Below are 25,717 nucleotides of genomic sequence, written 5' to 3'. Positions count from 1 at the left end.
TCTAGGCGGTGGCGTGGGCCACAGTCGTGCACACTCGGGCCCCGCGGTGTGCTGTGGAGGAATCTGACCTACGGCCGCCCCATGCCGTAGTAGGTCCAGCCGGCGGCCCGCCAGGCGTCGGCATCCAGGCAGTTGCGTCCATCGACGATCACGCGCCCCTCGGTCAGGGCTGAGACGTGCTCGGGCGGCATCTGCCGGCGATATTCGTCCCATTCGGTGACGACAATCACGGCGTCGGCCGCGCGCAGGGCCTCGTCGCGGTCGGCGACGTAGTTGAGCTGTGGATGCTTCGCCTGAGCGTTCGCGATCGCCTCTGGGTCGGTGACCGTCACCCACGCGCCAAGGCCGTGCAGGCGCACGGCGACGTCGAGGGCGGGGGAGTCGCGGATGTCGTCGCTGTGCGGCTTGAACGCGGCACCCAGCACGGTGACGTTCTTCTTGAACACGGATCCGCCGAGCCCGTCGACCACAAGCTGCACGGCCCGGTCGCGGCGGCGCATGTTGATCTCGTCGATCTGACGCAGGAAGGCGATCGACTCGCCGCGGCCGAGTTCTTCAGCGCGGGCCGAGAACGCACGGATGTCTTTGGGCAGGCATCCGCCACCGAAACCGATTCCGGCGCCGAGGAACTTGCGCCCGATGCGTGCATCGTGACCGATCGCGTCGGCGAGCTGGGTGACGTCGGCGCCGACGACCTCGGCGATCTCAGCCATCGCGTTGATGAACGAGATCTTGGTCGCGAGGAACGCGTTCGCCGAGACCTTCACGAGCTCGGCGGTGGCAAGGTCGGTGACGATGAACGGCGTGCCCTTTGCCACCGGCGGCGCGTACACCTCTTTGAGAGTGCCGACAGCGTCGGCTCCGGCATCCGTTGAGGGCACACCCACGACGAGCCGGTCAGGGTCGATCGTGTCTTGCACGGCCCAGCCTTCGCGCAGGAACTCGGGGTTCCACACGAGCGTCGCCCCCACAGCCTCGACCCGCGGAGTCAGCTCGGCTGCGGTGCCGACGGGAACCGTCGACTTTCCCGCAACGATGTCGCCCTCGCTGAGGTAGGGGACGAGTGCGTCGATCGCGGCGTTCACGTACGTGAGGTCTGCACCATAGCCGTCGCGCTGCTGTGGGGTTCCGACACCGATGAAGTGCACTTTCGCGCCGCGAGCTTCGGCCATGTCGGTTGTGAAGCGCAGGCGACCGGATGCCACACCCTCGGCAAGGATCTCGGGCAGGCCGGGCTCGAAGAACGGGGCCTCACCCTTCGAGAGGGCATCGATCTTGCGCTGGTCGACGTCGATGCCGACGACATCGTGGCCGATGGATGCCATGGCCGCCGCATGGACGGCTCCGAGGTAGCCGCATCCGATGACAGAAAGTTTCACGCACCAAGCCTAGGGGCCGAATGTGACGCGCAAGTGACGCGCAGGCGTCGCGCGGATCGAGAGCGTTTGCCCGGGACAATGAAGTCATGGCCTACCTACCCGACGATATCTACCGCCAAATCGAGGAGTCGATACCGATCGCCTGTGTCGACTTCGTGGCGACACGCACGCGGCGTGACGGGACGCGCCAGTACGGTCTGATTCGGCGCCACTCACCGTACGGCGAGGTGTGGTGTCACCTGGGTGGCCGCATTCAGCGAGGGGAGACGATTGCTCAGGCCCTCCAACGCCACGCTCACGACACCCTCGCAGCCGGCCTGGACCTTCCGCTCGACCCGCAGCCGGTCTATACGTACCAATGGTTCCCGGCGGGCGATGCCCCGACCGATGGAACGCCCTACGGCAGAGACGAGCGTAAGCACTCGATCGGTATGGCGTTCCTGGCCGAACTCACCAGTGATCCTTCGCCACGAAACGAAGCTATCGACTTCGCGTGGTTCACCAGTGAAACCATTCCCGAGGACATCTGGCCCGGATGCGAGCACCTCTTCGAGAAACTCGGGATCGTCTCGCGTCAGTGAGCGGTTTCGCCGGGAGCGAGCGCGGCCCGGGCGGTCTTGAGCAGAATCGTGAGGTCGCCGACGAGCGTCCAGTTCTCGACATAAGAAAGGTCGAGACGAACGCTCTCGTCCCATGACAGAGACGATCGACCACTGACCTGCCAGAGGCCGGTGATACCGGGCTTCATCAGGAATCGGCGGTGGACGTGCTCGGCGTACTGCTCGACCTCACGGGGTAGCGGCGGTCGCGGCCCGACGAGCGACATCGACCCACCGATGACATTGAACAGCTGCGGCAGCTCGTCGAGGCTGTACTTGCGCATGAAACGTCCGACGCGTGTCACGCGCGGATCGTTCTTCATCTTGAACAGCACCTCGTTGCCCGAGTCGCGTTGCTCTTGCAGCAGCCTCTCGAGCAGTTGTTCGGCGTTGGGCACCATCGAACGGAACTTGATCATCTTGAACGTCTTGCCGCCGCGCCCGACTCGCTCCTGACGGAACAGTACGGGCCCGGTCGAGGTCAGCATGATTGCCACGGTCAGCAGAAGTAGGAGTGGGCTGATGACAATGACGCCCAGAACAGATGCGACGAGATCGAAGGCTCGCTTCGTGACCCGCTGACCGAGCGAAAACCGAGGCGTCTCGACGTGAATCAAGGGGAGGCCCGATACGGGACGAATGTGGATGCGTGGGCCGGCGATGTCGGCGATGCTGGGGGCGATCACGAGGTGCTGCTTGCCTGCCTCGAGTCCCCACGAAATCTGCTTGACCTTCGCGGGCGGAAGATCGTCGGCGCTCGTGACCGCAACGGTGTCGGCGCCGGTCGCCAGCAGCGCCCTCTCGACGGCGTTGACGTTGCCCATGATCGGGATCGTGGTTCCCGAGATCGTGTCACCGACCTTGCCGCTCGGCACGCATGCGCCGGCGACGAGGTAGCCAGCGCGGGGCGTGCGCTGCAGCTCGTGCGCGATCTGCGCCACGGAGCTCTCCGAGCCGACCAGAAGGACGCGGTGCATATAGGCACCGCTCCGGCGCTTGGCGATCAGCCACTGCCGCCACAGCCATCGCACGAGGATGAGCACGGCGACCCCGAGGGGCAGGCTGATCAAAAGGAAGCCGCGGGCGATGTTGATCTGGAAGACGAACGCGATGATCGCAATCACCCCGAACAACCGAACGCTCGAATCTACGATGCGGATGTACTCCGAGCTTCCGGCCCCGATGACGCGGTGGCTTCGTGAGTCGGCGAGCGAAAGTGCCCAGAACCACGCCACCACAAGTATCGCGGATAGGGCCCAGTACGAGACGTCGCTAAAGCGGTGGTCTTGCAGGAGTGAGAGCTCGGCGTTGCCCGTGCCGAACCAGAAAATCTGCGTTCCGAACACGACCCAGATGAGTACGACGGCGTCACTTATCCATAATCGCCGACTGAACAGTTGTTGCCACCGCGCGTCGGCGCGCATCGCGGGAATGACGACCGAACCTGTTGAGGTCGTTACGGGGCGCGGCCCCGTGGAACTCTCTTCGCCGTGCGCGCGATGCCCCGTTGCATTCGTGCCGTGCTGAACGTCAGCCGTCACAGAGTGCCCTTCGTCGTGGTCCCGATTCCACCCGGAGGTGAAGATACCACTCCTGTGTTTCGCTCAGTTGTCGCGCGCGTGATAGTCACCGACCCACCAATCCGAGATGCGCGCCATCTGGTCAGCAATAGCGACGTGCGCGGGATGGGCGCGGAAGCGTCGAAAGGCTTCGGCATCCGCGAAAGCCGCATCTTCGACTATCACCCGACCCTTGCGCGAGTCCAGCGAGACTTCAACGTTCCACGCCGCAGCCTCGATCTCATCGCCGAGTGCCCGCAAAGCCGAAACCACCTGTTTCAGCTCGGCGTCGGACACAGCGTCGTGCACGCGGAAGAGCACGATGTGCCGAAACACGTCTACTCGCGGATCGACTCGACGTGATCGTGATACCAAGCCACGGTGCGCTCGATACCGTCTTCCAAGGAGATCTGAGCTGTCCAGCCTGCCTCAGCGAGCTTGGAGACATCCAGCAGCTTCTGCGGCGTGCCGTCGGGCTTGGAGGTGTCCCACTCCGTCTCGCCCTCAAAGCCCGTGACAGATGCGATCGTCTCCGAGATCTCACGAATCGTGACATCCGACCCTGTGCCGACGTTGACCTGGTCGGGACCGTCGTAGTGCTCCATCAGGTGAAGGCACGCGTCAGCCATGTCATCCGCGTGCAAGAACTCGCGGCGCGGTGTGCCCGTGCCCCAGTTGGTCACGGTCGCGGCGCCCGACTTGGCTGCCTCGTCGTACCGGCGGATGAGTGCCGGTAGCACGTGCGATCCCTTCGGCGAAAAGTTGTCGTTCGGCCCATAGAGGTTGGTGGGCATCGCCGAGATCCAGGGCAGGCCGTACTGGCGGCGCACCGCCTGGGTGTGAAGGATGCCGGCAATCTTGGCGATCGCATACGCGTCGTTTGTCGGCTCGAGGTGGCCAGTAAGCAGCGAGTCCTCGCGAATCGGTTGCTCAGCGAGCTTGGGGTATATGCACGACGACCCGAGGAACAGCACGCGCTCCACATTGTTCGCGAGCGCAGCATCGAGCACATTGGTCTGGATGCGCATGTTGTCGCTCAGAAAGTCGACGGGGTAGGTCGAGTTCGCCAGGATGCCGCCGACCTTGGCCGCAGCCAGAACCACGTACTTCGGCTTGATTTCGCCCATGTACGCGAAGACCGCATCCCGATCTTTGAGGTCGAGTTCGGCGGATGTCTTCCCGACGATGTTCTCGAACCCGGATGCCTCGAGCTTGCGCCAGATCGCAGACCCCACGAGTCCTCGGTGTCCCGCGACATAGAAGGTCGCGTCCCGGTCGAGTTCGCCAGGCGTGTACTCGACACCATCGATAGCCGTACTCATGCAGATACCGACTCCCGGTCGTTGAGCGAGCGAAGCGAGACGAAACGCATCACTTCGTCCCCCACGATGCGAGCTTCACGGTGTCGATCCAGTCCGCGCCCTTCTCTAGTGCTTCCATGTCGGCATCAACCATGAGCTTGGCCAGTTCCTTCCCATCGATCGTGGGGGTCCAGCCGAGCTTCTCGCCGGCCTTCGCCGGGTCGCCGATGAGCGCGTCGACCTCGGTCGGTCGCAGGTAGCGCTCATCGAACTTGACGTAGTCCTGCCAGTCGAGCCCGACGTGGCCGAACGCAGTCTCGAGGAAATCCTTGATTGTGTATCCCACGCCGGTCGCGAGCACGAAGTCTTCGGGCTCGTCGACCTGAAGCATCCGCCACATACCCTCGACGTACTCGGCGGCGTATCCCCAGTCGCGGATCGAGTCGAGATTGCCGAGGTATATGTCTTTCTGCACTCCGGCCTTGATGCGCGCCACCGCGCGCGTGATCTTGCGCGTCACGAATGTCTCACCGCGGCGCGGGGATTCGTGGTTGAACAGGATTCCGTTCACGGCGAACATGTCGTAGGCCTCGCGGTAGTTCTTCGTAATCCAGAAGCTGTAGAGTTTGGCCGCCGCATAGGGGGAGCGGGGGTAGAACGGCGTTGTCTCCGACTGTGGCGGGGGAGTCGCCCCATAGAGCTCGGACGTCGAAGCCTGGTAAAAGCGCGGACGGATGCCGGACATGCGCACCGCCTCTAGTAGGCGGATTGTGCCGGTGCCCGTCGTGTCGGCCGTGTGTTCCGGCTCATCGAACGACACACGCACATGCGACTGAGCCGCCAGGTTGTAGACCTCGTCGGGCTCGATCTCCATGAGCAAGGTGACGAGGCGTGCCCCATCGCTGAGGTCGCCGTAGTGCAGAAAGAGCTTGGCCTCAGGGTTGTGAGGGTCGGTGTAGAGGTGGTCGATCCGGTGCGTGTTGAAGGTCGAGGCGCGCCGAATGATCCCGTGCACCTCGTAGCCCTTGGTGAGCAGCAGTTCCGCGAGGTACGAACCGTCCTGTCCCGTAATTCCAGTAATGAGTGCGCGCTTGGCCAAGACCGTCTCCGATATCTTTCGTCGTTGCTTTCGGTGGAATGGAGTGACTACGCAGTGCGATCGCCGCGCATAGTGAGTTCGTACAGCATGTCGGCAAACTTCGTGATTGCTGTCTCTTCGTCGAGCACCGTCTGACGGTAGTGCAGCGCGTTCGCCGCGAACGTGGCAGCCCGGTCGGGACTCGCGCGCAGTTCGAGCGCCGCGTTGCGTAGTGCCTCGGGATCTCCGGCCGGGACGACAAGCCCGGCGTCGGCTGCCCGAACCTCGCCCGCGGTTATGCCGGACGGATCGGTCGCGGCGATAACGGGGCGTTCTGCCTGAAAGTACGAGGTCAGCTTGCTCGGCACAGCCATTTCGGCGACGCCGGCGAGCTCGTTGACGAGCAGAATGTCTGCGCTCTTGAGAGCGGCGGCGTAGTCCGCGTCGTCAAGTGGGGGGACGAACTGGAGCGGCCCCACACCACGACCAAGGGCCTGCAGCATCTCCCGCTCACCGCCGTCGCCGACAAGTACGAAGCGCACCGGATCGCCGTGGTGCTCGACTGCTCGAGCCGCGTCGATGACATTCCTAAGGCCCTGCTTCACGCCCATGTTCCCGGTATGCAGCACGACGGTTTCGTCGGGCTTCCAGCCGAACCGTTCACGGCTAGCCGCGACATCGATCGCGGGGAACGGTGTGAGATGCGTCCAGTTGCGGACCACGACGATTCGGTTGCGGTCGACGCCGAAGTCACGGGCGATGATCTCGCCGAACCGCTCATGAATCACCACGATGCGGTCAGCGCTACGCAGGAGCCGACCCTCGATGGCGGCAAGCGCTTGGGCCGCACGCCCACCCTGGCCAGTCTCGTCCATTCCTCGTGCATAGAGGTCTTGCACCCAGACGATCAGAGGTACTGACCGGTTCACCGTCTTGGCTCTGACTGCCGCCATCGCTGATGAGATCATTGCCGGGGAGACGAGGACAATGGCGTCAGGCGCGCCCCATCGTGTCGCGGCGGCGCGGAAACCGTAGCTCACCTCGGACACTAGTCGCCGTACGCCTTTCGGTGGCGTCGGTACGTAGTGGCGAACCCGCCGCACGGATACGCCATCCACTATCTGGTCGAGCCTCCATTGTCCGTACCCGCGGCGGATACGCCACTCGGGGTAGTGCGGGTGGGTGGTGATCGCCCGCGCGGAGAACCCACGCATCGAGAGTCCGCGGGCCATCGCCGATGTGTACGGTGCTATTCCTGTGTGTTCCGGCGCGTAGTTGAGACCGATTAGCAGTATGCGTGGGGCGACGCGCGGCATACCGAGAGGCTACCTTGCTCCGCGTTTCGCTCCGATTACGAGACATGTAACGCCACTGTTCGAATCAGCAAAAGGGAGCAACGCATCCTGAGCGACCCCTCCCGTCGCGAGGGATTCCCCAACCGTCAATGATCGCGAACTGCAGCGCGGCGTGCCGTCCCCACGATTGCCCAGGAGCGCGCCTCCTTTCGGTGCCCGATTGCGCGATGCAGCCAAGCTGGACAGGCTCATCCCGGTTCGTTTGTGAGCATCCTGGATGGTCCACGCGGCGCACTTGTCATTCGCGCGAAACCGTAGCGCTGCTCGGAACGTGACAGACTGCCAATGCGAGTACCGCACCAGCCTTCAGGAGGGTCAGGGAGGTGCTGGCGCTGTTCGGAACCGCTGCGGTTGATGGAGGCGAGCGTGATCGTGGTCCGCGACTCTAGTGCGACCCGGAGACGGACTGAGCGCCGATCGCGCTCCTCGGCTTTCCGAGAGAAGGCGACGTTCCCGGTGCTCAGAGTCGCGCTCCCGCGAAACCTGCGACGTGACCCCCGCGAATGGTTCGCTAATCTGAAGTGCAGTGGGCTGGTCGTCGCATTCGGCGCCGGTATCGTTTCCCCCATGAGCCTCAGCACCGTCCACCTGCGACTCCGCGGTAGTGCTGTGGACTTCTCTGCCGGGTCGGTCTCGGTCATCGGGGGATGGATCGTCAGCGGCGCTACCGTCATGCATTCCCGCTTCTCCGTCGCGTCGCTGGCGGGATCATGGTGACGATCGGCGCGGTCTCTCTGATGATGGCCGACCCGCGCCAGCACGAGGATTCTGTTGGCAGGTAGCGGCATGCAGAAGATCGGTCGGACAGACTTTCTCGCGTGGACAACCATCGGGGTTGCGGTCGTCGCGCTCCTCACGCTGCTGTGGACTGACAGCTTCGTCGCGGTCCCGATCATTCTTGGTATGGTCGCCGGTCTAGCGTTCGGCATGAATCGCGGCTTGCCGTATCTTCTTCTGTTTGCTGCGCTCTCGTCCGCGACAGGGCTCAAGTACGGTGCCCTAACTGTCGGCGATGTTCTAGCGATCGCAGCCGTAGCCTTCGGACTAATGGGGCGGATCATCCACAAGGACGGGGCTCCGATTCTCTGGCCCTACGTTGCTCCAGCACTCGTGTTTCTCTGGGGCGCCGTAGTCGCAGCAGCGCACGATGTTCCCGTCGTACCGGTAGCGATCTTCGCGGGCTCGATCGTCGTGGTAATCGCCGCCTTCACGTTGCCGATTCGCACAGAGCGGCAACTTGAACTCGTCGCGGCAGCGTTCGTCATCGGCGCTTGCGTGAACTCCATTTCCGCTGTACTCGACTACCTCAATGTATTCGATGTGACGGCCTTCACGGCCTCCGATCGCCTAAACGATACCCGCCCACCCGGGCTGACGACACATAGCAATCAGCTCGCTCTCGTCACGTATCTTGCGCTTCCTTTCGCATACCATTTGACGGGTCGACGACCGATATGGGGTGTGTCAATCGCGGTGTTGGCGGCGGGCGCTTTCGCGACGGGGTCACGGGGTGCTCTCATCGGGGCAGTCATTGTGACGGTGCTGTACATCCTGATCTCGGGGCGGCGAGTGTTCGGCAAGTTCACTATCGCGATACTTGCCGCGATCGTCGTCATACTCGTCGCAACAGAGCTGGGGCTCACCACCGGTCTGACGCGACTCACGGGAGATGCGTCAGCGGATCAGAGCGATGTCGAGCGGGTCCGGCGCGCTCAGGTAGCTCTTTCGGAATTCTTCGCTAATCCGATCACCGGCGTCGGGTTCACAACCGGCGAGGCCCACAACTTCTACCTTGAGGTTGCTCGATCGGGAGGACTCGTGACATTGGTGATCATGGTGGTGTTTGCGGCCACGGTTCTGATTGCAGGATGGCGCGTGAGGCGACAGGTTGCGATCGCCGTTCCAGCACTCGCCTCGGCGAGCATCTGGTTCATCATGGCTTTTCAGCAGAACTCGCTCAACGTGAGATTCATCTGGGTTCCCGTAGGCTTCGTCCTCGCCGCAGTGGCTTTATCGAACGCGATTTCTAAGCAACCTTCGCTAGACGAACCGGTATTAACGACGCGTCTGACGCGAAAGCATCGCGCCCGTGGCTCGCGAGTCTCGCGTCCATCATCTTGATCGGCCCGGCCCCCAACGCGAGCGCCTTAATCGCTGCGATTTCCATTGTCCACACGAGACGAATGATGAGCAGCACGGGCCCCGCTGGTTGACGCGGTGGGCGAGCTATACCCGCTTGCGGCCTTCGGGAATCCGCGCTCTTGCCGCCGGACGGCAAGAAGCCGCGAGGTGCGCTCCAAAGACCAATCTCGAACTCGCGGAGAAGCGCGAAAGTCGGCGACAGGGCCCGGCACCCACCTCATTGAACGCTAGTGAGCAGCGTGTCACCCGACGCGTTGCAACGCATCCCGGTAGATCGAGATGAGGGCTTCGGCGTTAGCAGAAGGAGTGTAAGCCCCTTCATAGCGAGCTCGGCATTGTTGCCGGAGTAGCGCAGTCTCCTCGCGCGAAATGTTGAATAACCGCTCGATCTTGTCGGACCAGAGTTGCTCGGCTGAGGACTCCACTGTGAGCTCGTGGGGAAGGCCGCGCACAATCTCACCGAGACCGCCCCGATCCATCACGAGTGCTGGGGTACCGACGCTCAGCGCTTCCGCTGCTACCCGCCCGAACGGCTCATCCCACATTGACGGTACAAGCAGGACGCGGGCTCTCGCCATGAGCGCGAGCACCTCATCTGGATTCATGCGGGGGGTCCACTCGATATTCGCTGCCTGCTGTGTTGCAGCGCGCACGGCCTCCTCTCGATCGCCACGGCCAACGATAAGGAACTGGCGATTGGGCAGTCTCCGCGCGAGTCCCAGCACGAGGTCGATCCCCTTGTACGCGTCGAGTCGGCCGACATATGCAACGGCGTCGCCGCCCTCGAGCGACGGGTGCCCATTGTCATCGACGGCGTTTGGCTTGACCCATACCGGAAGGCCTGGTTCCAGTGTTGGTAGCAGTTCGTTTGCCACGTGTTCGCTCACTGCGATGTATCCCGCGAGATGTCTGCCAGCCGCGCGGCGCTCGCGCACTGCGTAGCCGAGGGCGACTGCGGAGCCTGCGCGCCCGCGATAGCACCCATGCACGACGCCCGGGAGTCCTGTTGTCGATGACCTGCATTCATGGCAGGGTGCCCCGTCGCGAAAGTGGGTCCCCGCCAGGCAGCTAAGGCGGTAGTTCCGCAAGGATCGGACCCACGGGATCCCTGAGTCCTCGATTGCGCGGATGCCGCCAGCACCGATCAAGGGGAAGAGGTTCTGCGCGTGAACAATCGTTGGGCGATACTCGTCGATTGCTGATGACACTGCCTCATGGCCCTCCCGCGTGCCGAGCGTTCGCAGTGCCGACGTGAGCCTGGAACCACTGCTCAACGCGTTGTTCGACACCTCTACCAGCTTCACTTCTGCTCCAGCCTGCTCAAGAGCGGCGGCCTCTGTTCGAGTGGAAACCGTTTCGCCTCCAATGTGCTGGTAATCGTTGTGGAGCATCAGAACTCTGAGAGGGCTGCTCATAATCGTGTGTCGACTCCCAACTGTCGCTAGCGGTCGTTGTCGCCTTTATCGGACTGCGCGGGCGGAAGATTCGGTGCTGCCCGAACAGCTGACAACGCGTAGAACGATGTACGGATCACGCTGTCGAAGAACTGTCCCCAACCGACGCCTGCAAGCCCGAAGCTGGCACCCATGATCGCACTCCACAGCAGCGTTGGAACGATGAACAGCCACCCGGTGGTTCTAAGCAAGGCGAACCGCCTGAAGGCACGGAGGTAGAGCATCGCCAGCGTCATGAATGGTCGCACCACGCCGAAGAGCGCCAGTGGGATGAGGAGGGTCGTGACGAGCCCCCATGATTCGCCAGCGATCTGGACGCCGACAGTGGACGGCAGAAGAAGAACAACAGCGCTATAGAGCACGTTTACTGCAGTCAGGCCCAGGAGATAGCTACGGCCAATCTTGCGCGTAGGCTTCCCGCCGTCGATTCGCACAGCCAGTTCTCGGAGGACTACCGGGGTGAGACCCGCGATCAACGTCGTTAGCGGAGCGAAGAGGGTTTGTGCAACACGGAATGCACCGGCCGCGGCGAGACCAACGACAGCAGTGACAACGAACGGGAGCAAGTTGGCGGCAAGCGCGTTGGCCAAGGACTCCCCAAACAGTCGACGAGAGTCCGCATTGTGCTTCTGATAGAACGCTACAGTTGCCGCGCTGGAGAGGCGCGCGTATGGGTCAAGAACAACACCCAAGATGACGGCCGCTGCCGCACCCGCGGTCCATAGTAGCGACAGGACGACCGCCGACGTCCCGCCAGACACAAGGTATGCAAGGGACGTGCCGACCTGGACCGTGAGCCAAGTGACATCGAGTAGCAGCGATCGCCCGGGGCGGCCGCGTGCGATCCATGTGTAGCGCATGAAGTCCTGCACGAGCGCGAAGACAGCGGAGAGCGCCAGCGCTGCAGCGACGTCGAGCGAGACGAGCCCGGTAAATCCCAGAAGGAGGGTAGCCGTGCCTGTCGCGAGTCCTCCGATGATAGACGCGCCTAGACCACCAGAGATGTCTCTCGCCGGGTCGTCGACGCGCGTGAGGATGATCGGGGTTGAGAGGGCAGCGCGGCCCAGCGTCGTTCCGAGGGTGACGATGGCGAAAGCAAGAGTCCAACTACCGAGTTGGTCGGGGGACTGCGTGCGCGCGATCGCTATCACGACGAAGAAATTCGTGAAGCTGGTGACGCCCTGACTTGCAACCCCAAAAATCACTCGACCGCGCGTGCTCAACCATCCTCCAAGTCAGCGTGAAGATGGCCCCGGCCCCCGGTTCGCCCGGAGGGTTCCGGGGCGCTCCGGAATCTCAAGTATGCTGCATTCGAGGGCCTCACACCGACGTGCACGACTGGCTTTTCATGCTCATGAGAAACGCACTAACGACGTCGAAACGCGGGAGCGCCTGTGGAACTTCGTGGCAGTAGACCCACTTTTCTCATTATCGGCGCCCAGAAGGCGGCTTCGACTGCGCTTCTGAATACCCTTAGATCGCACCCCGAGATCTGGATGCCCGAGCAGGAGGATCCGTTCCTTCGCGACCCCGTGTTCGACATCGCGCGGCTACCGGAATTCCTTGCCTCGTACGCGTCACATCCTGAACCGATCATCGGCCTAAAGTGCCCGGACTATCTTGGCCGCGCTGAAGTCCCGCAGCGAATCGTGGATCACCTCGATCGGCCGAAGATCATCTTGATCGTCCGCAATCCAGTCGAACGAGCTATCTCGGGCTACTTCTGGCAGATGCGGTGGGGTTCATTGCCGATAGTGCACCCAGACGAGGGATTCCCTCGCCTGATGCGGGGCGAGTACCTCGATATCAACCCGAGGTCAGCTGAAGTGCTCGACTGGGGACTGTACCACAAGCACATTCAGGATTATCTCCGCCTGATCCCGTTCCAAGATCTCCTTGTGATCCACGACAAGGATTTCCGATCGAGACGTGAGGAGGTCCTCGCTGAAGTGCTCAAGTTCATCGGCGCTGAGAAGCCGGGAGGTGGGCTACCAGTCACTCGGTCGAGCAACGAAGGAGTGTATCCTCTCCCGCGCCTGCGGTTTCTCCAGATTCGAAACCGACTTATTCTCCGATGGACGCCGGACCGGAGTTACTCGACGATCTTCAAGCCTCGCAACCCCCTCCTACGCGCCTATTCGAACGGGGTCGCTGCAATCGACCGCTGGATCCTGGCGAGAGTGTATGGGAATGCGAAGCCGTCAATCTCCGCGGAAGTGATTGAGCAGCTGCGCGGCTACTACGAAGCCGATGCCACAGATTTTCAGCGGCTTATCGGCAAGAGGCTTGAAGGGTGGCCTTACCGTGAAGAATCGTTGCCGAACTCCTCAGAAGACGTACCCGAGCTTCGCTGAAGCCGCGCGACACGACTCCTCTGCAAGCTCGAGAAGTTCGCCGTCGAGGTGTCGTCTCCACCCTTCGATCTCGCCGCTCCTGAACGTGGCTGCGCGTGTGTCAAAGGCGGCGCTCGCCGCTGCGCGAACTGTGTCGGGGCCAGCGTCGAGGCCGAGGTGTTCGCTGATTCGCCTTGCTGTCTCGAACTGAAGCTCGTCGGTTCCACCTCCGGCGCTCCCGACCAGATCCTCGAACCGAACGAGAAGGGCACCAGGTTCATCCAACCACGGGACGAACGCGTCGAGACGTTCCGACATTGGGCGGAGGTGGCGGGTTCCATTGTCCTGATCGAATCCAGCAATCACGCCCCGGATGACATCTGCGTCCGACGTAAACCGTCGGGCAACGGTTGCGTGAAGCGGGTGTCGTTCATAGGACCGCATGTACAAGGCGCCCGAGACGATCAATGCGCGTGGGTCTCGCACGACCAGTAGTTGGCGGAATCCAGCGTCATCAACTGTTCGCGCGATGGAATCATGGTAGGCGAGGTGCCCAGTCATGTATTGGCCACGGCGAACTTTGCTCATCTGTCGCGCCAGGCGAGCGTTGCGTTCGGTCAGTTCAGGCTCGTGCAGGTCGATCACGCTGAACGTGAAATGGCGCCCCGAGAACCGGTAGGCCGGGAATGCATCTAGCAATGACATCAGCAGGTGGGTGCCAGCCTTTGCGAGCGTGTTGACCATGACAGGATCAGCGTCGCTGCGGTGCGTCAGATTGGTGATCGCGCGATATCCGGCGACTCCGATCCGTCTACCAAAATCGCTTCGCTTTAGCGTTCGCCCGATTTTGCCGTTGATGTCCATTCGAGTGTCTCAGTCGGCGGCAGTGATCGTGCCGGCACCGACGGTTCGGTTGGTTGACTCGTTGATAAGCACGAAGGCGCCCATCGTCCGGTTCCGTACATACTCGTCTGCCACAAGCGGCGTCGTCGTACGCAGCTTGACACGACCGATCGAGTTGAGCCTGAGTTCGCTCGCCATCTCGCTCCGGTGGAGGGTGTTCACGTCGAGCTCGTAGGCGATTTCCTTCACGACAGCGCGCGCAGCGCGGGTGGTGTGAAGGATCGAGAGCTTTTGGCCGACAGTAAGAGGGACGTCATCCATCCAGCAGACCATCGCATCGATGTCCTGACTCACTTCGGGGTGGTTGCCCTTGCGGCAAATCACATCGCCACGTGAGATGTCGATGTCGTCAGCTAGGCGGACGGTGACCGACATCGGCGGGAAGGCCTCGTCGACCGGACCGTCGGCGGTGTCGATCCCGACGATCTTCGACGAGAGGCCGCTCGGCAGCACGAGAACCTCGTCGCCGATCTTCATGACACCACTCGCGACCTGGCCGGCGTATCCGCGGTAGTCGCGGTGCGCGCTCTGCTGAGGGCGGATGACGTACTGCACCGGGAAGCGAACATCCTGCAGGTTGCGGTCGCTCGCGATGTAGACGTTCTCGAGGTGATGCATGAGAGACGTGCCCTCGTACCAGGGCATGTTCTCGGAGCGGTTCACGACGTTGTCGCCGGCGAGCGCCGACAGGGGGATGGCCGTCATGTCGGTGATGTTGAGCTTCGACGCAAAGGCGAAGAACTCGTCGCGGATGGATTCGAAGACCTCCTGCGACCAGTCGACGAGGTCCATCTTGTTCACGGCGAGAACGATGTGCGGCACGCGCAGCAGCGACGCGATGGTCGCGTGGCGGCGGCTCTGCTCGAGCACACCCTTGCGGGCATCCACCAACACAATCGCAAGGTCTGCCGTCGACGCACCCGTGACCATGTTGCGCGTGTACTGCGCGTGGCCCGGGGTGTCGGCGATGATGAACTTGCGCTTGGGGGTGGCGAAGTAGCGGTACGCGACGTCGATCGTGATGCCCTGCTCGCGCTCAGCGCGCAGACCATCGGTCAGCAGGGAGAGGTCGGCATACTCGTCGCCACGGGCCTTGCTTGTTGCCTCGACACTCTCGAGCTGGTCTTCGAAGATCGACTTCGAGTCATACAGCAGACGGCCGATGAGCGTGCTCTTGCCGTCGTCGACCGAACCAGCAGTCGCAAATCGCAGCATGTCCATGTTTAGAAGTACCCCTGCTTCTTCCGGTCTTCCATCGCGGCCTCGCTGACCTTGTCGTCGCCGCGGGTCGCACCGCGCTCGGTGACGCGCGTGGCTGCCACTTCTTCGATGATCAGGTCGACGGTGTCGGCATCCGACGCCACCGCCGCCGTCAGGGTCGCGTCACCGACGGTGCGGTAGCGCACCTTGCGCGTCTCAACGACCTCGCCCTCTTTCGGAACGCAGAACTCGTTCGCGGCGAACAGCATGCCGTTGCGCACGAACACGTCGCGGTCGTGCGCGAAGTAGATCGACGGGATGTCGACCTCGTACTCGCCGATGTACTGCCAGATGTCGAGCTCGGTCCAGTTCGACAGCGGGAACACGCGGATGTTCTCGCCCGGGTGCACGCGTCCGTTGTAGAGGCTCCAGAGCTCGGGGCGCTGGTTCTTCGGGTCCCACTGGCCGAACTCGTCGCGGAACGAGAACACGCGCTCCTTGGCGCGCGCCTTCTCTTCATCGCGGCGGGCGCCGCCCATGCAGGCGTCGAACTGGTTCTTCTCGATCGTGTCGAGCAGCACCGGAGTCTGGATGCGGTTGCGCGAACCGTTGGGCTCTTCGCGAACCGTGCCCTTGTCGATCGCCTCCTGCACCGATCCCACGACGAGGCGGATGCCGTGCTTCTCGACGATCGAGTCACGGAACTCGAGAACCTCGGGGAAGTTGTGCCCCGTGTCGACGTGCACGATCGGGAATGGGATCGGCGCCGGGTGGAAGGCCTTCATCGCGAGGTGCAGCAGCACGATGGAGTCCTTGCCGCCCGAGAAGAGCAGCGCGGGGCGCTCCATCTGCGCGACAACCTCGCGGATGATGTGGATCGACTCAGCTTCCAGAATCTGGAGTTGGCTGAGCGCGTACTGATTAGGCGATGTCACTCCGATGCCTTCCGTTCAGCGTTCGCGATGGCCTCGAGAATCTGCGCCGCGAACTCCGGGCGGCAGACGACGAGGTCGGGGAGGTAGGGATTTTCTTGGTTGTAGACGAGAGGGCTTCCATCGAGCCGCGACGTGTGCAGGCCGGCGGCGCGAGCGACAGCGACCGGCGCCGCTGAATCCCACTCGTATTGTCCGCCGCCGTGGACATAAGCATCCACTTCGCCGGTCACGACGGCACACACCTTGACTCCCGCCGACCCCATCGCCACGAGGGTTGCTCCGAGTTGCTCGGAGACCGCGTTCACGATCTCCGGTGGCCGGGAACGGCTGACGGCGATGCGGATCGGACCCTCCGGGCGCACCGGTGGAGTGGGAACGGTGGCGCTCGAGAGCACGGTGTCGGGCCCGCCGAGAGCGACGGCGCCAAGAGCAAGCTCGCCGCCCTGCCAGAGGGCCACATGCACGGCCCAGTCGTCACGGCTCTCGGAGAACTCGCGGGTGCCGTCGAGGGGGTCGATGATCCAGACGCGATCTGCCGACAGCCGCTCTGCCGTGTCCTTCGCCTCTTCGCTCAGCACGGCATCGGCCGCAGCTTCGTCGGCAAGCCGCCCCGCGATGTGCGCCTGCGCTGCGGCATCCCCCGCGTCTTTGAGCGCGCGAAGGTCATCGCCGAGGAACTCTCGGCGAGTGGTGATCAGGACTTCGGCGGCCGTACGTGCGATGGATTCTGCGAGCGATGAATCGCTCAGTGGTGCTTGTGTCATTGGTCGCTTTCCCAGTGGCTGACCGTACGCTGAGCGACCTTACCGTAAGCGTGTGTCGTCAAACGAACGCCGGGTCTCTTCCGCGTTACGCGTACGTAACAGGCCATAATCGGGTATGCGCATCTCAGCCCGAGCGGACTATGCCGTCCGAGCGACGGTCGCGATCGCGCAGGCCGGCGACGAGGTCATTTCGGCAGATGCCGTAGCCGAGGCGCAGGGGATTCCGGGCAGCTTCCTCGAAGGCATCCTGACTTCGCTGCGGCGGGCTGGAATCGTCACCAGTCGTCGCGGAGCGGCCGGCGGCTATCGGCTCGCATTGCCCGCCTCGACCGTTTCGGTGGCTGACGTCATCCGCGCCGTTGACGGACCGCTCGTGTACGTGCGCGACGCGCGACCCTCGGATGTCGACTACGTCCAGGAGCAGGAAGCGCTCGCTGCCCTGTGGGTCGCACTGCGGGCAAACGTGCGTGCTGTTCTCGAGGCGACAACGATCGCCGATCTTGCTGCGGGGAGCCTGCCGTCGTCCGTGCAAGCCCTGGCCGACGAGCCACGAGCCTGGCTGAACGCTTCTTCTCTCGGCGACTGACCCAGCAGCCACTGGCTCATTGGCGACTGGTCGGTTCTCGAACTGTTCATTTGCGCCATCAGGCTCTCGTGTGTCTTAATACCCACTAATCCAGTCGGATTTATCGGGAAGAGGCATCGAATGCAAACCCTGCTCCTGCTTGCGGTCGTCGGTTTCGCCGCCCAACTCGTCGACGGCGCGCTGGGCATGGCCTATGGCGTCACCTCCACCACCCTCCTGCTGCTCATCGGCGCGAGTCCCGCGGCAGCGAGCGCATCTGTGCACCTCGCCGAAATCGGCACGACGCTGGCGTCGGGTCTGTCGCATTGGAGGTTCGGCAACGTCGACTGGAAAGTCGTCGCCAAGGTCGGCATCCCTGGCGCCATCGGCGCGTTCCTCGGAGCGACATTGCTCTCGAACCTCTCGAGCGAGGCTGCCCGGCCTTTGATGAGCGGCATCCTGCTCGCTCTGGGCTTCTATGTGCTCGTGCGGTTCACGTTTCGAGCGCTTCCCAAGCCCGACGGGTCCAGGCCTCTTCGCCTGCGGTTCCTGGCGCCGCTCGGTCTCTTCGGCGGGTTCATCGACGCCACTGGCGGGGGCGGATGGGGGCCGGTCGGTACGCCCGCCCTGCTCGCAAGCGGACGGATGGAGCCCCGCAAGGTCATCGGCACGATCGACACGAGCGAGTTTCTCGTAGCCATCGCGGCCAGCGTTGGCTTCTTCATCGGCCTGGGATCGCAGGGGTTCGATATGGCGTGGGTCCTCGCGCTGCTCATCGGCGGCCTCGTTGCCGCGCCGGTCGCCGCCTGGCTCGTGCGCATCATGCCTCCGCGACTTCTTGGGTCGCTCGTGGGCGGGATGATTGTCTTCACGAACACCCGCACGATCATGCTCGGCGTCGATCAAACAGGAGGTCTGCTGACCTGGTGGGTGCTCGGCGGTGTGATCGTGCTCTGGGTCGCCGCCGTGTGGATTTCGGTACAGGCCGTGCTCGCTGACCGCCGGGTTGCTCGGCATGAGCAGGAGCCTGAGCGAGCTCTCGCCGACAGTGCTGAGTGACGACGTGAGCAAAGAATTGACGAGCCGTTAACACGCCTGGACTTGCTTCGTCTGCACCTGTGCCGTTGAATACCGACTAATCCGGTCGGAATTTACGAGGGGGCACCGCATGGATTGGGGACTTGCCCTTGCGGGTCTCGGAATCGGAATCGTCGTCGGGCTGACCGGCATGGGCGGTGGCGCCCTGATGACGCCCGTGCTCGTGCTGTTCTTCGGAGTGTCTCCGCTCACCGCGGTCTCGAGCGACCTCATCACGAGCGCTTTCATGAAGCCGGTCGGCTCAGTCGTGCACATGCGACACGGCACCGTGCACTGGAAGATCGTGCTCTGGCTCGTGGTCGGATCGGTGCCTGCTGCCTTCTCTGGAGCGCTGATCATCAGCGCGATCGGCCCGATGGAAGAGGTCAACAACTTCGTCAAGACAGCGCTCGGCATCGTGCTGCTCATCGCCGCCGCCCTGCTGATCGTGCGTGCTTACATCGCGATGCGCACGCACGCGCGCATCATGCGCGGGGAAGAGATCGCTCGGCCCGAGGTCGAAGACAAAGACATCAAGGTCAAGATCGTCACCACGGTGATCGTCGGCATCGTGGGTGGCCTCATGGTCGGCCTGACCTCGGTGGGCTCGGGATCGTTCATCATCATCACCCTCATGGCCCTCTATCCGATGCTCTCGGCCAACCGGCTCGTCGGTACCGACCTCGTGCAGGCCGTGCCCCTGGTCATCGCTGCGGCCGCCGGCCACCTGCTCTACGGCGACGTCGACTGGGGCATCGTCTGGCCGCTCACGCTCGGCGCTATCCCTGGTGCGTACTTGGGCGCTCGGCTCTCGTCACGGGTCTCGGGAACCATCGTTCGACGCGCTCTGGCCCTCGTCCTCTTGGCTGCCGGCCTCAAGATGCTCAAGGTGTCGAATGAGTGGACCCTCATCCTCGTCATCAGCGCCTTCGTGATCGGTACTCTGGGCTGGATGTATCTGCGCACCCGCCACGGCCTGAAGCCCACGCAGCGACAAGAGAAGCGCGCTCGTGAGCTGCAGGAAACCCACAGCAGCGACAACGAGTCGACCTCGTGACCGCTCGCATGACGCTGAGCCCGGCGGGAGTCGCCGAGCTCGAGCTGGTGCTCGCCGGTGGCCTCGGATCGGCCTCGTACGCGTCTGAAGGCGCCGGTGGCCGGCTGCAGACGACTGAGCCCCTCACGAGCGGGGCCGTGGAACTGCTCGACCAGGAGGGCACGCCGCTCGCTGTCGTTGAGATCGATGGCGATGTCGCAGACGGCGAATGGCTAGTCGGATCGGTGAGACAGCTTCGAGCGTTCGGGCACCAATTGCACCGCGATCGCCGCATCGGCGCCCAGACCTCGCGTATCGAGAGTGCACTCGTCGTACTCGGCGACCTTCCCGGCGAGGAAGACGCACGCTGGGAGTCGCTCGGTGAGCGACCGCTCGTCGTGCTCGACACTGGCCACCACGCGGAGGCGTTGAGTCGCGACGTGCGGCGAGCCCTCACGGCGGGACATGACGTGCGGGTTCTTCCTGCCCCCGACGCGGCGCTCCGATCCGCCGAAGACTGGCGCGACGCCGTCGCTGTTGCCGCCCACGCGCTCTTCGCCGATGAGATCGAGGTCTGGGACACCGAGCGCGCCGTCGGCCCCGGCCTCGTCATCCTGCTCACCGGCCTCTCGGGTTCCGGCAAGTCCACGATCGCGAAGCTCTTGGCCGAACGCCTCGGCGAGGTCGACGACCGCACGGCCACGCTGCTGGACGGCGATGAGGTGCGCCTCATCCTGTCTTCCAAGCTCGGCTTCTCGCGTGAGGACCGCCTGATGAACGTGCGCCGGATCGGCTGGGTCGCCGCGCTCATCGCGAAGCACGGCGGAATTGCGGTCTGCGCGCCGATCGCGCCGTATGCGGAGATGCGAGCCGAGATGCGAGAGCGCGCCGAGAAGGTCGGACGGTTCATGCTCGTCCACGTCTCCACACCACTCGAGGTCTGCGAAGCGCGCGACCGCAAGGGTCTCTACGCGAAGGCGCGCGCCGGCGAGATTCCGCAGTTCACTGGAATCAGCGACCCCTACGAGGTGCCCACCGGCGCCGATCTTGCGGTCGACGCCAGCGTGGTGAGTCCCGAGGACGCCGTGGATCAGATCGTCGCCGCGCTCCCGCGCTGACGATCGCCGAGAGCGCAACGCCCCGACCCCGCCCGGCGCGATAACCGTCGGATCGCTCGGCGGAATACTTCTCGCCGGGACTACTTCTTGTCGGAGTGGCCGTAGCCGTATCCGTACCCGTAGCCATACCCATAGCCGTACATGTACGAGTCGGGCCCCTTGGTGGGCGCCATCGTCATGACGAGGCCAGCGACCTTCGCGCCGACGGTCTCGAGGGCATCCAGGGCGCCGTCGAGCTGGTGAGTCGTCGTACGCCCTGCGGCGGTGATGACGATCGCGCCGGCCGTGAGGCGTGACAGAACGGCGGCATCCGTGACCGGAAGAAGCGGGGGAGCATCGCAGATCACGACATCGAAGGTGTTCGCGAAATCGTCGAGCAGGGCTTTCATCTGCGACGATCCGAGAAGCTCGGACGGGTTCGGCGGTACCTTGCCCGCGGGAAGCACGTACAGAGGGCGGCGACCCCAGGGGAGCATCACATCGGTGACCTTCGCGCGCCCGATCAAGACGTCCGTCAACCCGACCGCGCCCTCGATACCGAGGTACTCGGCGACCTTCGGCTTGCGCAGATCGGTGTCGAGCAGGGCCACGCGCTTGCCGGCGTCCGCGAGAGCGATCGCGAGGTTCACCGCGGTCGTCGACTTACCCTCGCTGGGAATGCTCGAGGTGATGACGAACGTCTGGCCGCCATCCAACTCGATGAACTGCAGGTTGGTGCGCAGGGCTCGGAACGCCTCGGCGCGCTGGTTCGTGGGGTCGGCTTCGAGGATGATCGGGCGCTCGGCCGCCTTCGGGTCGAAGGGAATGACACCGATCATCGGGCGATCGGTCAGCTGTGCGACATCGCGCGGCGTGCGCACCTTGGTGTCGAGGACCGTCCGCAATATCGCGAACGCGACGCCCAGCGCGAGACCGATGAGGCCACCGAGCGCGAGGTTCAGCGGAACATTCGGGCTCACGGGAGCGCTCGACGGAAGCGCCGGGCGGATGACCGAGAGGCGCACCGGACTCGCTGCGAGACCCGCCGTCGTCTCGATCTCTTCCACGGCATCCGACAGGCCCGCCGCGGTCGCGTTCGCGATGTCGGCGGCAAGCTGGGGGTCGGCATCCTGCACCGACACGTTGATGATCGCGGAGTTCAACGGCGACGAGACCGAGATCTGTTGCGCGAGCTGACTCGCGGTCGTGTCGAGCCCGAGGTCGTCGATGACGGGGTTGAGCACGACCGGAGATGTGGCGACGAGCACGTACGACGGCACCCGGTCGAGGGAGAAGTTCGATCCCTGAGTCAGGTCCTGGACGGTTCCCGAGCCGGCCTGGGTCGAGACGAAGACCGAGCTCTCGGACTCATAGAGCGGCGTGCGCGTCAGGGAATATGCGGCGGCGGCACCCACACCGACGAGAGTCAGCGCAAGAATGATCAGCCAGTTCTTGCGCAGGATGTGAAGGTAGTCGCGGAGCTCCATGGTGCCTCTCGGTTGGGGATCCTCGAACTATCCTCACACACCCGGTATTTCGCGCTGGTATCCGGTTGGTATCCGGTTGGGGCGGGGAGGGCGCGTTTCGTCTCGCTTTGCTCGCTCAACGACCGGGATGAGGCAGCTCGCTCAAGGGCCGGGAGGGGAGAGTGTCAGAGGGCAGACGGGATGTCGGTCTGGGCGAAGTCGTCGCCCTTGAAAAGCAGCGGTGCGCCCAGGCTGCGTGCGAGCGCGTACGAGTAGCAGTCGCCCATGTTCAGTGATGCGGCGTGGCGACCCTTGCCGAAGCGCCGCCACGCTGCCGTTGCGATCGATGCCTGAGCAGTGTCGAAGGGTGCGACTGTGACGCGAGCGCGAGAGATGAGGGCTTCGAGATCCTGGGTAGCTGCTGGCCCCTGGCGCGCTTCGGCCACGATCGTCGCCTCAACGAGCGTTGCCGCGCTCACGTGTAGATCGCCGACGTTCTCAGCGATCACCTGGGCGAAACGCGACGCATCCTCTTCGCCAAGCACGATGGCCATCAACGCCGACGTGTCGAGGGCGATCGTCATCGGGGCAGGCCGTGCTCGTCGTAGCCGATGATCTCGTCGGCCGACCGCGCATCCAGGGTCGCCCGATCGCGCCCTCGGGAGATGATCGCCTCGAGGTCACTCTGCACATCGGGTGCCGTGGCCTGTGCCCTGACACGGTCGAGGCGCTCGGCGAACGCCCGCCGTGCGGCAACCGTGATGCTCTCGCCCGTTGCGTCGGCCAGAGCCCGCACCAGGCGATCGGCCTCGGGGTCCTTGATGTTGAGAGCCACGGTGGAAGTCTACCCTTTGAGGAAGAAAGGATGATGGCCAGGAAGATCGAGCCAGGCGATCCGCGATTCTACTTCTCGGTCGATTCTCGATTCCACCAATAGGTGGATTCTTGATTCTACTACTGAGTAGAATCAACGGGGAGGAAAGCGATGCGCGAAACCGATGCCGTCTGGCGAACGATGGTCGATGCTGCCCTCGCCGGGCGGAGGCAATGGAAGAACGCCGGTGACCTCGCGTGGGAAGCCGGCGTCGGAGAGAAGATCACCTACAAAGCCTTGTCTCGCCCGACTGCGATCGGTGCGGTGACGAAACACCTCGGTGGAGGCTTCAGTGTGTCGGATCCGGAACGCGTCCTTATGCTGCTCGCGGCAGCTCGAACACTCGCGGGTGCACGCGGAACCGAGTTCGCCGCGGCCCAGGACCTCGTCGCGCGTGCGCCTGAGTATGCGATTGGGGGTACTCGTGCAGCTGCTCATCACCTCGGTGGTCGCAATCTCATCGCGGATCACGGAATCGCAATGGTCTACGTGCCCTTCGATACGGATCTCAATGGACTTCCGCCTGGTGACGATGCGCGCGTGATCACGGTTGATCAGCGCACGCTCGCGAGGTGGGGCGACGGGTTCACCAGTGCCGCGCAGACTTACGCGGATCTCTTCGCCCAGCCGGGCTGGCAGGCTAGCGAGTTCCGTCGCGCCCTGTGGCGGGAGTGGTTCGCGATTGACGACTGGGCGCGGGCGGAGGAACGCGTTGGCTGAGGTGCCACTGGATGACGAGGGACATCTGAGGTTCGTCCTGGACTACCTGGGCCACGAACTCGAGCCTTCGATCCTTATCGGAGGGTGGGCGACGTTCGCGCGAGTCGGCGGTGATATCAGCCGTGACATCGACCTGATCATCGGCTCACATGAGGTGCGGGAGAAGGTCAGAGGCGCCTTGTCGGAGCTGTCGGAGTCCAGCCATCTGCAAGGAACAAAGTGGCGCGGTGAAGTCGAGGGTGTCCACGTCGATGTGTACATTCCACACCAGTCCGAGCTCGGCGGAAAGCTCCGTCTACGGGTCGAGGTTCTCGCCGACCACACAGAAGACCTCGGCCAAGGCAAATGGCGTCTGCTCACGATCGACGCCCACACGATCTCGAAGATGGCCGCACTGCTCGATAGGCCTGACACCGAAAAGGGCTTCAAGGACGCAAGGGAGATTCTGCGCCTGCTCGAGACGGGCGTCGACGCGTCCTCGGCATGTCGCATACTCGCGCGTGCATCGGCCAGCCCGCAGGAGGAGCTCGTGGGTTATGTCGATGCGGCATTCGATCTCCTGGGCCCCCGCTCTGGCGCCAACAAGAAGCAACGCGAGCAGATTCGTCGCTGGCGCAGGGAATGGGTGACTGCCATCACGCGGGAAGTGGAGGCGCGCCCGCAGCGCGGCAGACCAGCCCTCGCCTGAACGCCCCGACGTCCGGATACATGCGCCGACTACAGTATGGGCATGAAGACCGAGCGGCTTCAGGTGCTCATTGAGACCGAGCAGCGTGAAAGGCTTGGACGAATCGCTGCCCAGCGGGGCGTCTCCGTCGCTTCTCTGGTGCGTCGCGCGATCGATGTCGCCTACCCCTCGAGCCTCGAACCGAAGGCCGCGATCGTCGCAGGCATCCTGGCTGCGGTACCGATGGATGTTCCTGATCCACACCACCTGCGCGCCGAACTCGAACTCATCCATGGATACGCGCGCTGATCCGGCGCACACTGGAGAACATGGAGGTCGTCGTGGGGATGGACACACTCGCCGTGCTCGTTGCGCTCGCCGTGGGCATCGTCGGGCTGGCGACGACCGTGACGGCGTCTGCGCGACGCACTCGCGTCGAGCTGAAGGCCGAGTTCGCGACGGAGATCTGTCGCCTCGACGACCGACTTTCGCAGCTTGACGACCGGGTGTCTCGGCTTGACGACCGGGTGTCTCGGCTTGATGACCGGGTCTATGCGCTCGCGGCGGGTCTCGCGCCGCGACTTGCGCCCGCGCGCGAGGCTCCGCGCGACGAGTAATCTGCGTTCGTCGCTCCCGACGCCAGACCAATCTCCAGAGTGGTACCGTTTTACGTACTACTCACTCGGAGGTGTTCCCGTGTCCGCGATCACGGCGACCGAAGCGCGAAAGAGCCTGTTCGGACTCATCCAGCAGGTCAACGACGATCACACGACGGTGGAGGTCGTCTCCCGCCGTGGCAATGCCGTGATCATGTCCAAAGACGATTACGACGCTCTCACCGAAACCGCGTATCTTCTTCGAAATCCCGCTAACGCCGAGCGGCTGCTCGAGGCGGTCGAGCGCGCGCGTCGCGGCGAGTTCGAGCAGCACGACCTCGTCGATCCGTGACCCGCGCGCTTGTCTTCGACCCGAACGGGTGGGAGGACTGCGTGTACTGGCAGGCGCAGGATCGCAAGACGCTGAAGCGGATCAACACGCTCATCGCCGCAGTCCTTCGCGATCCGTTCGACGGCGTCGGCAAACCCGAGCAGCTCCGCCACGTGCTGTCGGGCTCCTGGTCTCGGCGGATCGACGAGAAGAATCGACTCGTCTATTACGTCACCGACGACCACATCGTGATCCTCCAAGCACGAGACCACTACTGACGTCACCG

General features: G+C 63.7%; 29 protein-coding genes. 14 read left to right on the top strand and 15 right to left on the bottom strand.

Annotated features, from left to right (window positions below; translation table 11 throughout):
- Positions 1–68: 68 nt before the first annotated feature.
- On the bottom strand, positions 69–1,379 hold the full coding sequence (locus tag AADH62_RS14170; protein ID WP_341580071.1) for a UDP-glucose/GDP-mannose dehydrogenase family protein: 1,311 nt from the start codon (positions 1,377–1,379) through the stop codon (positions 69–71).
- An 86-nt stretch (positions 1,380–1,465) separates the two neighbouring features.
- Between AADH62_RS14170 and AADH62_RS14165 the strand changes: the two genes are divergently transcribed.
- Positions 1,466–1,960 (top strand): DUF4916 domain-containing protein, encoded by a 495-nt coding sequence (locus AADH62_RS14165; RefSeq protein ID WP_341580069.1) that lies wholly within the window; start codon positions 1,466–1,468, stop codon positions 1,958–1,960.
- Here the strand turns inward: AADH62_RS14165 and AADH62_RS14160 are convergent.
- The 5 genes from AADH62_RS14160 to AADH62_RS14140 all read right to left on the bottom strand — a co-directional run bounded on the left by AADH62_RS14160 (position 1,954) and on the right by AADH62_RS14140 (position 7,232).
- Positions 1,954–3,402, bottom strand: a complete 1,449-nt coding sequence (locus AADH62_RS14160; RefSeq protein ID WP_425355696.1) for a sugar transferase — start codon at positions 3,400–3,402, stop codon at positions 1,954–1,956. The two genes, AADH62_RS14165 and AADH62_RS14160, sit on opposite strands and share 7 nt — an antisense overlap.
- Positions 3,403–3,582: 180 nt before the next feature.
- Entirely contained in the window at positions 3,583–3,873 is a 291-nt protein-coding gene (locus AADH62_RS14155) for a Dabb family protein (RefSeq protein WP_341580065.1), read from the bottom strand.
- Positions 3,874–3,875: 2 nt separating this feature from the next.
- A complete protein-coding gene (locus tag AADH62_RS14150) occupies positions 3,876–4,859 on the bottom strand; it encodes a GDP-L-fucose synthase (protein ID WP_341580064.1) in 984 nt (327 codons plus the stop codon).
- Between the two features lie 49 nt (positions 4,860–4,908).
- Positions 4,909–5,937, bottom strand: a complete 1,029-nt coding sequence (gene gmd / locus AADH62_RS14145; RefSeq protein ID WP_341580062.1) for a GDP-mannose 4,6-dehydratase — start codon at positions 5,935–5,937, stop codon at positions 4,909–4,911.
- A gap of 47 nt (positions 5,938–5,984) precedes the next feature.
- Positions 5,985–7,232, bottom strand: a complete 1,248-nt coding sequence (locus tag AADH62_RS14140) for a glycosyltransferase (protein WP_341580061.1) — start codon at positions 7,230–7,232, stop codon at positions 5,985–5,987.
- Between the two features lie 606 nt (positions 7,233–7,838).
- On the opposite strand from AADH62_RS14140, the gene AADH62_RS14135 reads away from it, so the two are divergent.
- Positions 7,839–7,988, top strand: a complete 150-nt coding sequence (locus AADH62_RS14135) for a hypothetical protein (RefSeq protein WP_341580060.1) — start codon at positions 7,839–7,841, stop codon at positions 7,986–7,988.
- 69 nt (positions 7,989–8,057) lie between these two features.
- Entirely contained in the window at positions 8,058–9,392 is a 1,335-nt protein-coding gene (locus AADH62_RS14130) for an O-antigen ligase family protein (protein WP_341580059.1), read from the top strand.
- A gap of 263 nt (positions 9,393–9,655) precedes the next feature.
- On the opposite strand, the gene AADH62_RS14125 is transcribed toward AADH62_RS14130, so the two are convergent.
- Together AADH62_RS14125 and AADH62_RS14120 are read right to left on the bottom strand one after the other, a co-directional pair.
- Positions 9,656–10,288, bottom strand: a complete 633-nt coding sequence (locus AADH62_RS14125) for a glycosyltransferase (RefSeq protein ID WP_341580058.1) — start codon at positions 10,286–10,288, stop codon at positions 9,656–9,658.
- A 566-nt stretch (positions 10,289–10,854) separates the two neighbouring features.
- Positions 10,855–12,090 carry a hypothetical protein gene (locus tag AADH62_RS14120; protein ID WP_341580057.1) on the bottom strand — a complete coding sequence of 412 codons (1,236 nt, stop codon included), beginning with the start codon at positions 12,088–12,090 and terminating at the stop codon, positions 10,855–10,857.
- 171 nt (positions 12,091–12,261) lie between these two features.
- Between AADH62_RS14120 and AADH62_RS14115 the strand changes: the two genes are divergently transcribed.
- Positions 12,262–13,221 (top strand): sulfotransferase domain-containing protein, encoded by a 960-nt coding sequence (locus AADH62_RS14115; protein ID WP_341580056.1) that lies wholly within the window; start codon positions 12,262–12,264, stop codon positions 13,219–13,221.
- On the opposite strand, the gene AADH62_RS14110 is transcribed toward AADH62_RS14115, so the two are convergent.
- Genes AADH62_RS14110 through AADH62_RS14095 form a run of 4 tightly spaced genes read right to left on the bottom strand, consistent with a single transcriptional unit; the run spans position 13,195 to position 17,002 of the window.
- Complete coding sequence (locus tag AADH62_RS14110; RefSeq protein ID WP_341580054.1) at positions 13,195–14,064, bottom strand: hypothetical protein; 870 nt, start codon at positions 14,062–14,064, stop codon at positions 13,195–13,197. The two genes, AADH62_RS14115 and AADH62_RS14110, sit on opposite strands and share 27 nt — an antisense overlap.
- A gap of 9 nt (positions 14,065–14,073) precedes the next feature.
- Positions 14,074–15,324, bottom strand: a complete 1,251-nt coding sequence (locus AADH62_RS14105; protein ID WP_341580053.1) for a sulfate adenylyltransferase subunit 1 — start codon at positions 15,322–15,324, stop codon at positions 14,074–14,076.
- Positions 15,325–15,326: 2 nt separating this feature from the next.
- Positions 15,327–16,238 carry a sulfate adenylyltransferase subunit CysD gene (cysD, locus tag AADH62_RS14100; protein ID WP_341580052.1) on the bottom strand — a complete coding sequence of 304 codons (912 nt, stop codon included), beginning with the start codon at positions 16,236–16,238 and terminating at the stop codon, positions 15,327–15,329.
- Positions 16,235–17,002, bottom strand: a complete 768-nt coding sequence (locus AADH62_RS14095) for a 3'(2'),5'-bisphosphate nucleotidase CysQ (protein ID WP_341580051.1) — start codon at positions 17,000–17,002, stop codon at positions 16,235–16,237. The genes cysD and AADH62_RS14095 overlap by 4 nt, the downstream gene beginning before the upstream one ends.
- Before the next feature lie 115 nt (positions 17,003–17,117).
- On the opposite strand from AADH62_RS14095, the gene AADH62_RS14090 reads away from it, so the two are divergent.
- From AADH62_RS14090 to cysC, 4 genes are all read left to right on the top strand, one after another.
- A complete protein-coding gene (locus AADH62_RS14090) occupies positions 17,118–17,588 on the top strand; it encodes an Rrf2 family transcriptional regulator (RefSeq protein ID WP_341580050.1) in 471 nt (156 codons plus the stop codon).
- 120 nt (positions 17,589–17,708) lie between these two features.
- The gene (locus AADH62_RS14085; protein WP_341580049.1) at positions 17,709–18,626 is read left to right on the top strand and encodes a sulfite exporter TauE/SafE family protein; all 918 of its coding nucleotides are present in this window, start codon (positions 17,709–17,711) and stop codon (positions 18,624–18,626) included.
- A gap of 109 nt (positions 18,627–18,735) precedes the next feature.
- Positions 18,736–19,701 carry a sulfite exporter TauE/SafE family protein gene (locus tag AADH62_RS14080; RefSeq protein WP_341580048.1) on the top strand — a complete coding sequence of 322 codons (966 nt, stop codon included), beginning with the start codon at positions 18,736–18,738 and terminating at the stop codon, positions 19,699–19,701.
- Entirely contained in the window at positions 19,698–20,798 is a 1,101-nt protein-coding gene (cysC, locus tag AADH62_RS14075; protein WP_341580046.1) for an adenylyl-sulfate kinase, read from the top strand. Before AADH62_RS14080 ends, cysC begins: the two co-directional genes overlap by 4 nt.
- A gap of 80 nt (positions 20,799–20,878) precedes the next feature.
- Here the strand turns inward: cysC and AADH62_RS14070 are convergent, their stop codons facing one another.
- The 3 genes from AADH62_RS14070 to AADH62_RS14060 form a co-directional block, all read right to left on the bottom strand.
- Positions 20,879–22,264: a polysaccharide biosynthesis tyrosine autokinase gene (locus AADH62_RS14070; protein WP_341580045.1), complete on the bottom strand. Its 1,386-nt coding sequence runs from the start codon at positions 22,262–22,264 to the stop codon at positions 20,879–20,881.
- Positions 22,265–22,428: 164 nt separating this feature from the next.
- On the bottom strand, positions 22,429–22,827 hold the full coding sequence (locus AADH62_RS14065) for a type II toxin-antitoxin system VapC family toxin (protein WP_341580044.1): 399 nt from the start codon (positions 22,825–22,827) through the stop codon (positions 22,429–22,431).
- On the bottom strand, positions 22,824–23,078 hold the full coding sequence (locus AADH62_RS14060; protein ID WP_195693032.1) for a type II toxin-antitoxin system VapB family antitoxin: 255 nt from the start codon (positions 23,076–23,078) through the stop codon (positions 22,824–22,826). The genes AADH62_RS14065 and AADH62_RS14060 overlap by 4 nt, the downstream gene beginning before the upstream one ends.
- Before the next feature lie 150 nt (positions 23,079–23,228).
- Between AADH62_RS14060 and AADH62_RS14055 the strand changes: the two genes are divergently transcribed.
- From AADH62_RS14055 to AADH62_RS14030, 6 genes are all read left to right on the top strand, one after another.
- Positions 23,229–23,837 (top strand): hypothetical protein, encoded by a 609-nt coding sequence (locus AADH62_RS14055; protein ID WP_292734231.1) that lies wholly within the window; start codon positions 23,229–23,231, stop codon positions 23,835–23,837.
- A 1-nt stretch (position 23,838) separates the two neighbouring features.
- A complete protein-coding gene (locus tag AADH62_RS14050) occupies positions 23,839–24,525 on the top strand; it encodes a hypothetical protein (RefSeq protein ID WP_414683158.1) in 687 nt (228 codons plus the stop codon).
- Positions 24,526–24,567: 42 nt separating this feature from the next.
- Positions 24,568–24,813: a hypothetical protein gene (locus AADH62_RS14045; protein WP_292734225.1), complete on the top strand. Its 246-nt coding sequence runs from the start codon at positions 24,568–24,570 to the stop codon at positions 24,811–24,813.
- 20 nt (positions 24,814–24,833) lie between these two features.
- A complete protein-coding gene (locus tag AADH62_RS14040) occupies positions 24,834–25,121 on the top strand; it encodes a hypothetical protein (RefSeq protein ID WP_341580043.1) in 288 nt (95 codons plus the stop codon).
- A gap of 79 nt (positions 25,122–25,200) precedes the next feature.
- Positions 25,201–25,452, top strand: a complete 252-nt coding sequence (locus tag AADH62_RS14035) for a type II toxin-antitoxin system Phd/YefM family antitoxin (RefSeq protein ID WP_229382258.1) — start codon at positions 25,201–25,203, stop codon at positions 25,450–25,452.
- Positions 25,449–25,709, top strand: coding sequence for a Txe/YoeB family addiction module toxin (locus AADH62_RS14030; protein ID WP_292734219.1), 261 nt, complete (start codon positions 25,449–25,451; stop codon positions 25,707–25,709). Before AADH62_RS14035 ends, AADH62_RS14030 begins: the two co-directional genes overlap by 4 nt.
- The last annotated feature ends 8 nt before the right edge of the window (positions 25,710–25,717 follow it).

Origin of the sequence: Microbacterium schleiferi (assembly GCF_038150145.1) — a bacterium.
In the GTDB taxonomy this organism is placed as follows: domain Bacteria; phylum Actinomycetota; class Actinomycetes; order Actinomycetales; family Microbacteriaceae; genus Microbacterium; species Microbacterium schleiferi_B.
The sequence above is the reverse complement of the archived record's forward strand: the minus strand, read 5'-3'. Positions and strand labels throughout refer to the sequence as shown.

Excerpts from the sequence above, each read along its gene's own strand:
- AADH62_RS14130 (WP_341580059.1), top strand. The coding sequence starts at position 8,058 with ATGCAGAAGATCGGTCGGACAGACTTTCTCGCGTGGACAACCATCGGG.
- AADH62_RS14160 (WP_425355696.1), bottom strand. The coding sequence starts at position 3,402 with ATGCGCGCCGACGCGCGGTGGCAACAACTGTTCAGTCGGCGATTATGG.
- AADH62_RS14065 (WP_341580044.1), bottom strand. The coding sequence starts at position 22,827 with ATGACGATCGCCCTCGACACGTCGGCGTTGATGGCCATCGTGCTTGGC.
- AADH62_RS14095 (WP_341580051.1), bottom strand. The coding sequence starts at position 17,002 with ATGACACAAGCACCACTGAGCGATTCATCGCTCGCAGAATCCATCGCA.
- AADH62_RS14080 (WP_341580048.1), top strand. The coding sequence starts at position 18,736 with ATGGATTGGGGACTTGCCCTTGCGGGTCTCGGAATCGGAATCGTCGTC.
- AADH62_RS14045 (WP_292734225.1), top strand. The coding sequence starts at position 24,568 with ATGAAGACCGAGCGGCTTCAGGTGCTCATTGAGACCGAGCAGCGTGAA.
- AADH62_RS14135 (WP_341580060.1), top strand. The coding sequence starts at position 7,839 with ATGAGCCTCAGCACCGTCCACCTGCGACTCCGCGGTAGTGCTGTGGAC.
- AADH62_RS14105 (WP_341580053.1), bottom strand. The coding sequence starts at position 15,324 with ATGGACATGCTGCGATTTGCGACTGCTGGTTCGGTCGACGACGGCAAG.
- AADH62_RS14150 (WP_341580064.1), bottom strand. The coding sequence starts at position 4,859 with ATGAGTACGGCTATCGATGGTGTCGAGTACACGCCTGGCGAACTCGAC.
- AADH62_RS14110 (WP_341580054.1), bottom strand. The coding sequence starts at position 14,064 with ATGGACATCAACGGCAAAATCGGGCGAACGCTAAAGCGAAGCGATTTT.
- AADH62_RS14040 (WP_341580043.1), top strand. The coding sequence starts at position 24,834 with ATGGAGGTCGTCGTGGGGATGGACACACTCGCCGTGCTCGTTGCGCTC.
- AADH62_RS14070 (WP_341580045.1), bottom strand. The coding sequence starts at position 22,264 with ATGGAGCTCCGCGACTACCTTCACATCCTGCGCAAGAACTGGCTGATC.
- AADH62_RS14085 (WP_341580049.1), top strand. The coding sequence starts at position 17,709 with ATGCAAACCCTGCTCCTGCTTGCGGTCGTCGGTTTCGCCGCCCAACTC.
- AADH62_RS14090 (WP_341580050.1), top strand. The coding sequence starts at position 17,118 with ATGCGCATCTCAGCCCGAGCGGACTATGCCGTCCGAGCGACGGTCGCG.
- AADH62_RS14165 (WP_341580069.1), top strand. The coding sequence starts at position 1,466 with ATGGCCTACCTACCCGACGATATCTACCGCCAAATCGAGGAGTCGATA.
- AADH62_RS14140 (WP_341580061.1), bottom strand. The coding sequence starts at position 7,232 with ATGCCGCGCGTCGCCCCACGCATACTGCTAATCGGTCTCAACTACGCG.
- AADH62_RS14055 (WP_292734231.1), top strand. The coding sequence starts at position 23,229 with ATGCGCGAAACCGATGCCGTCTGGCGAACGATGGTCGATGCTGCCCTC.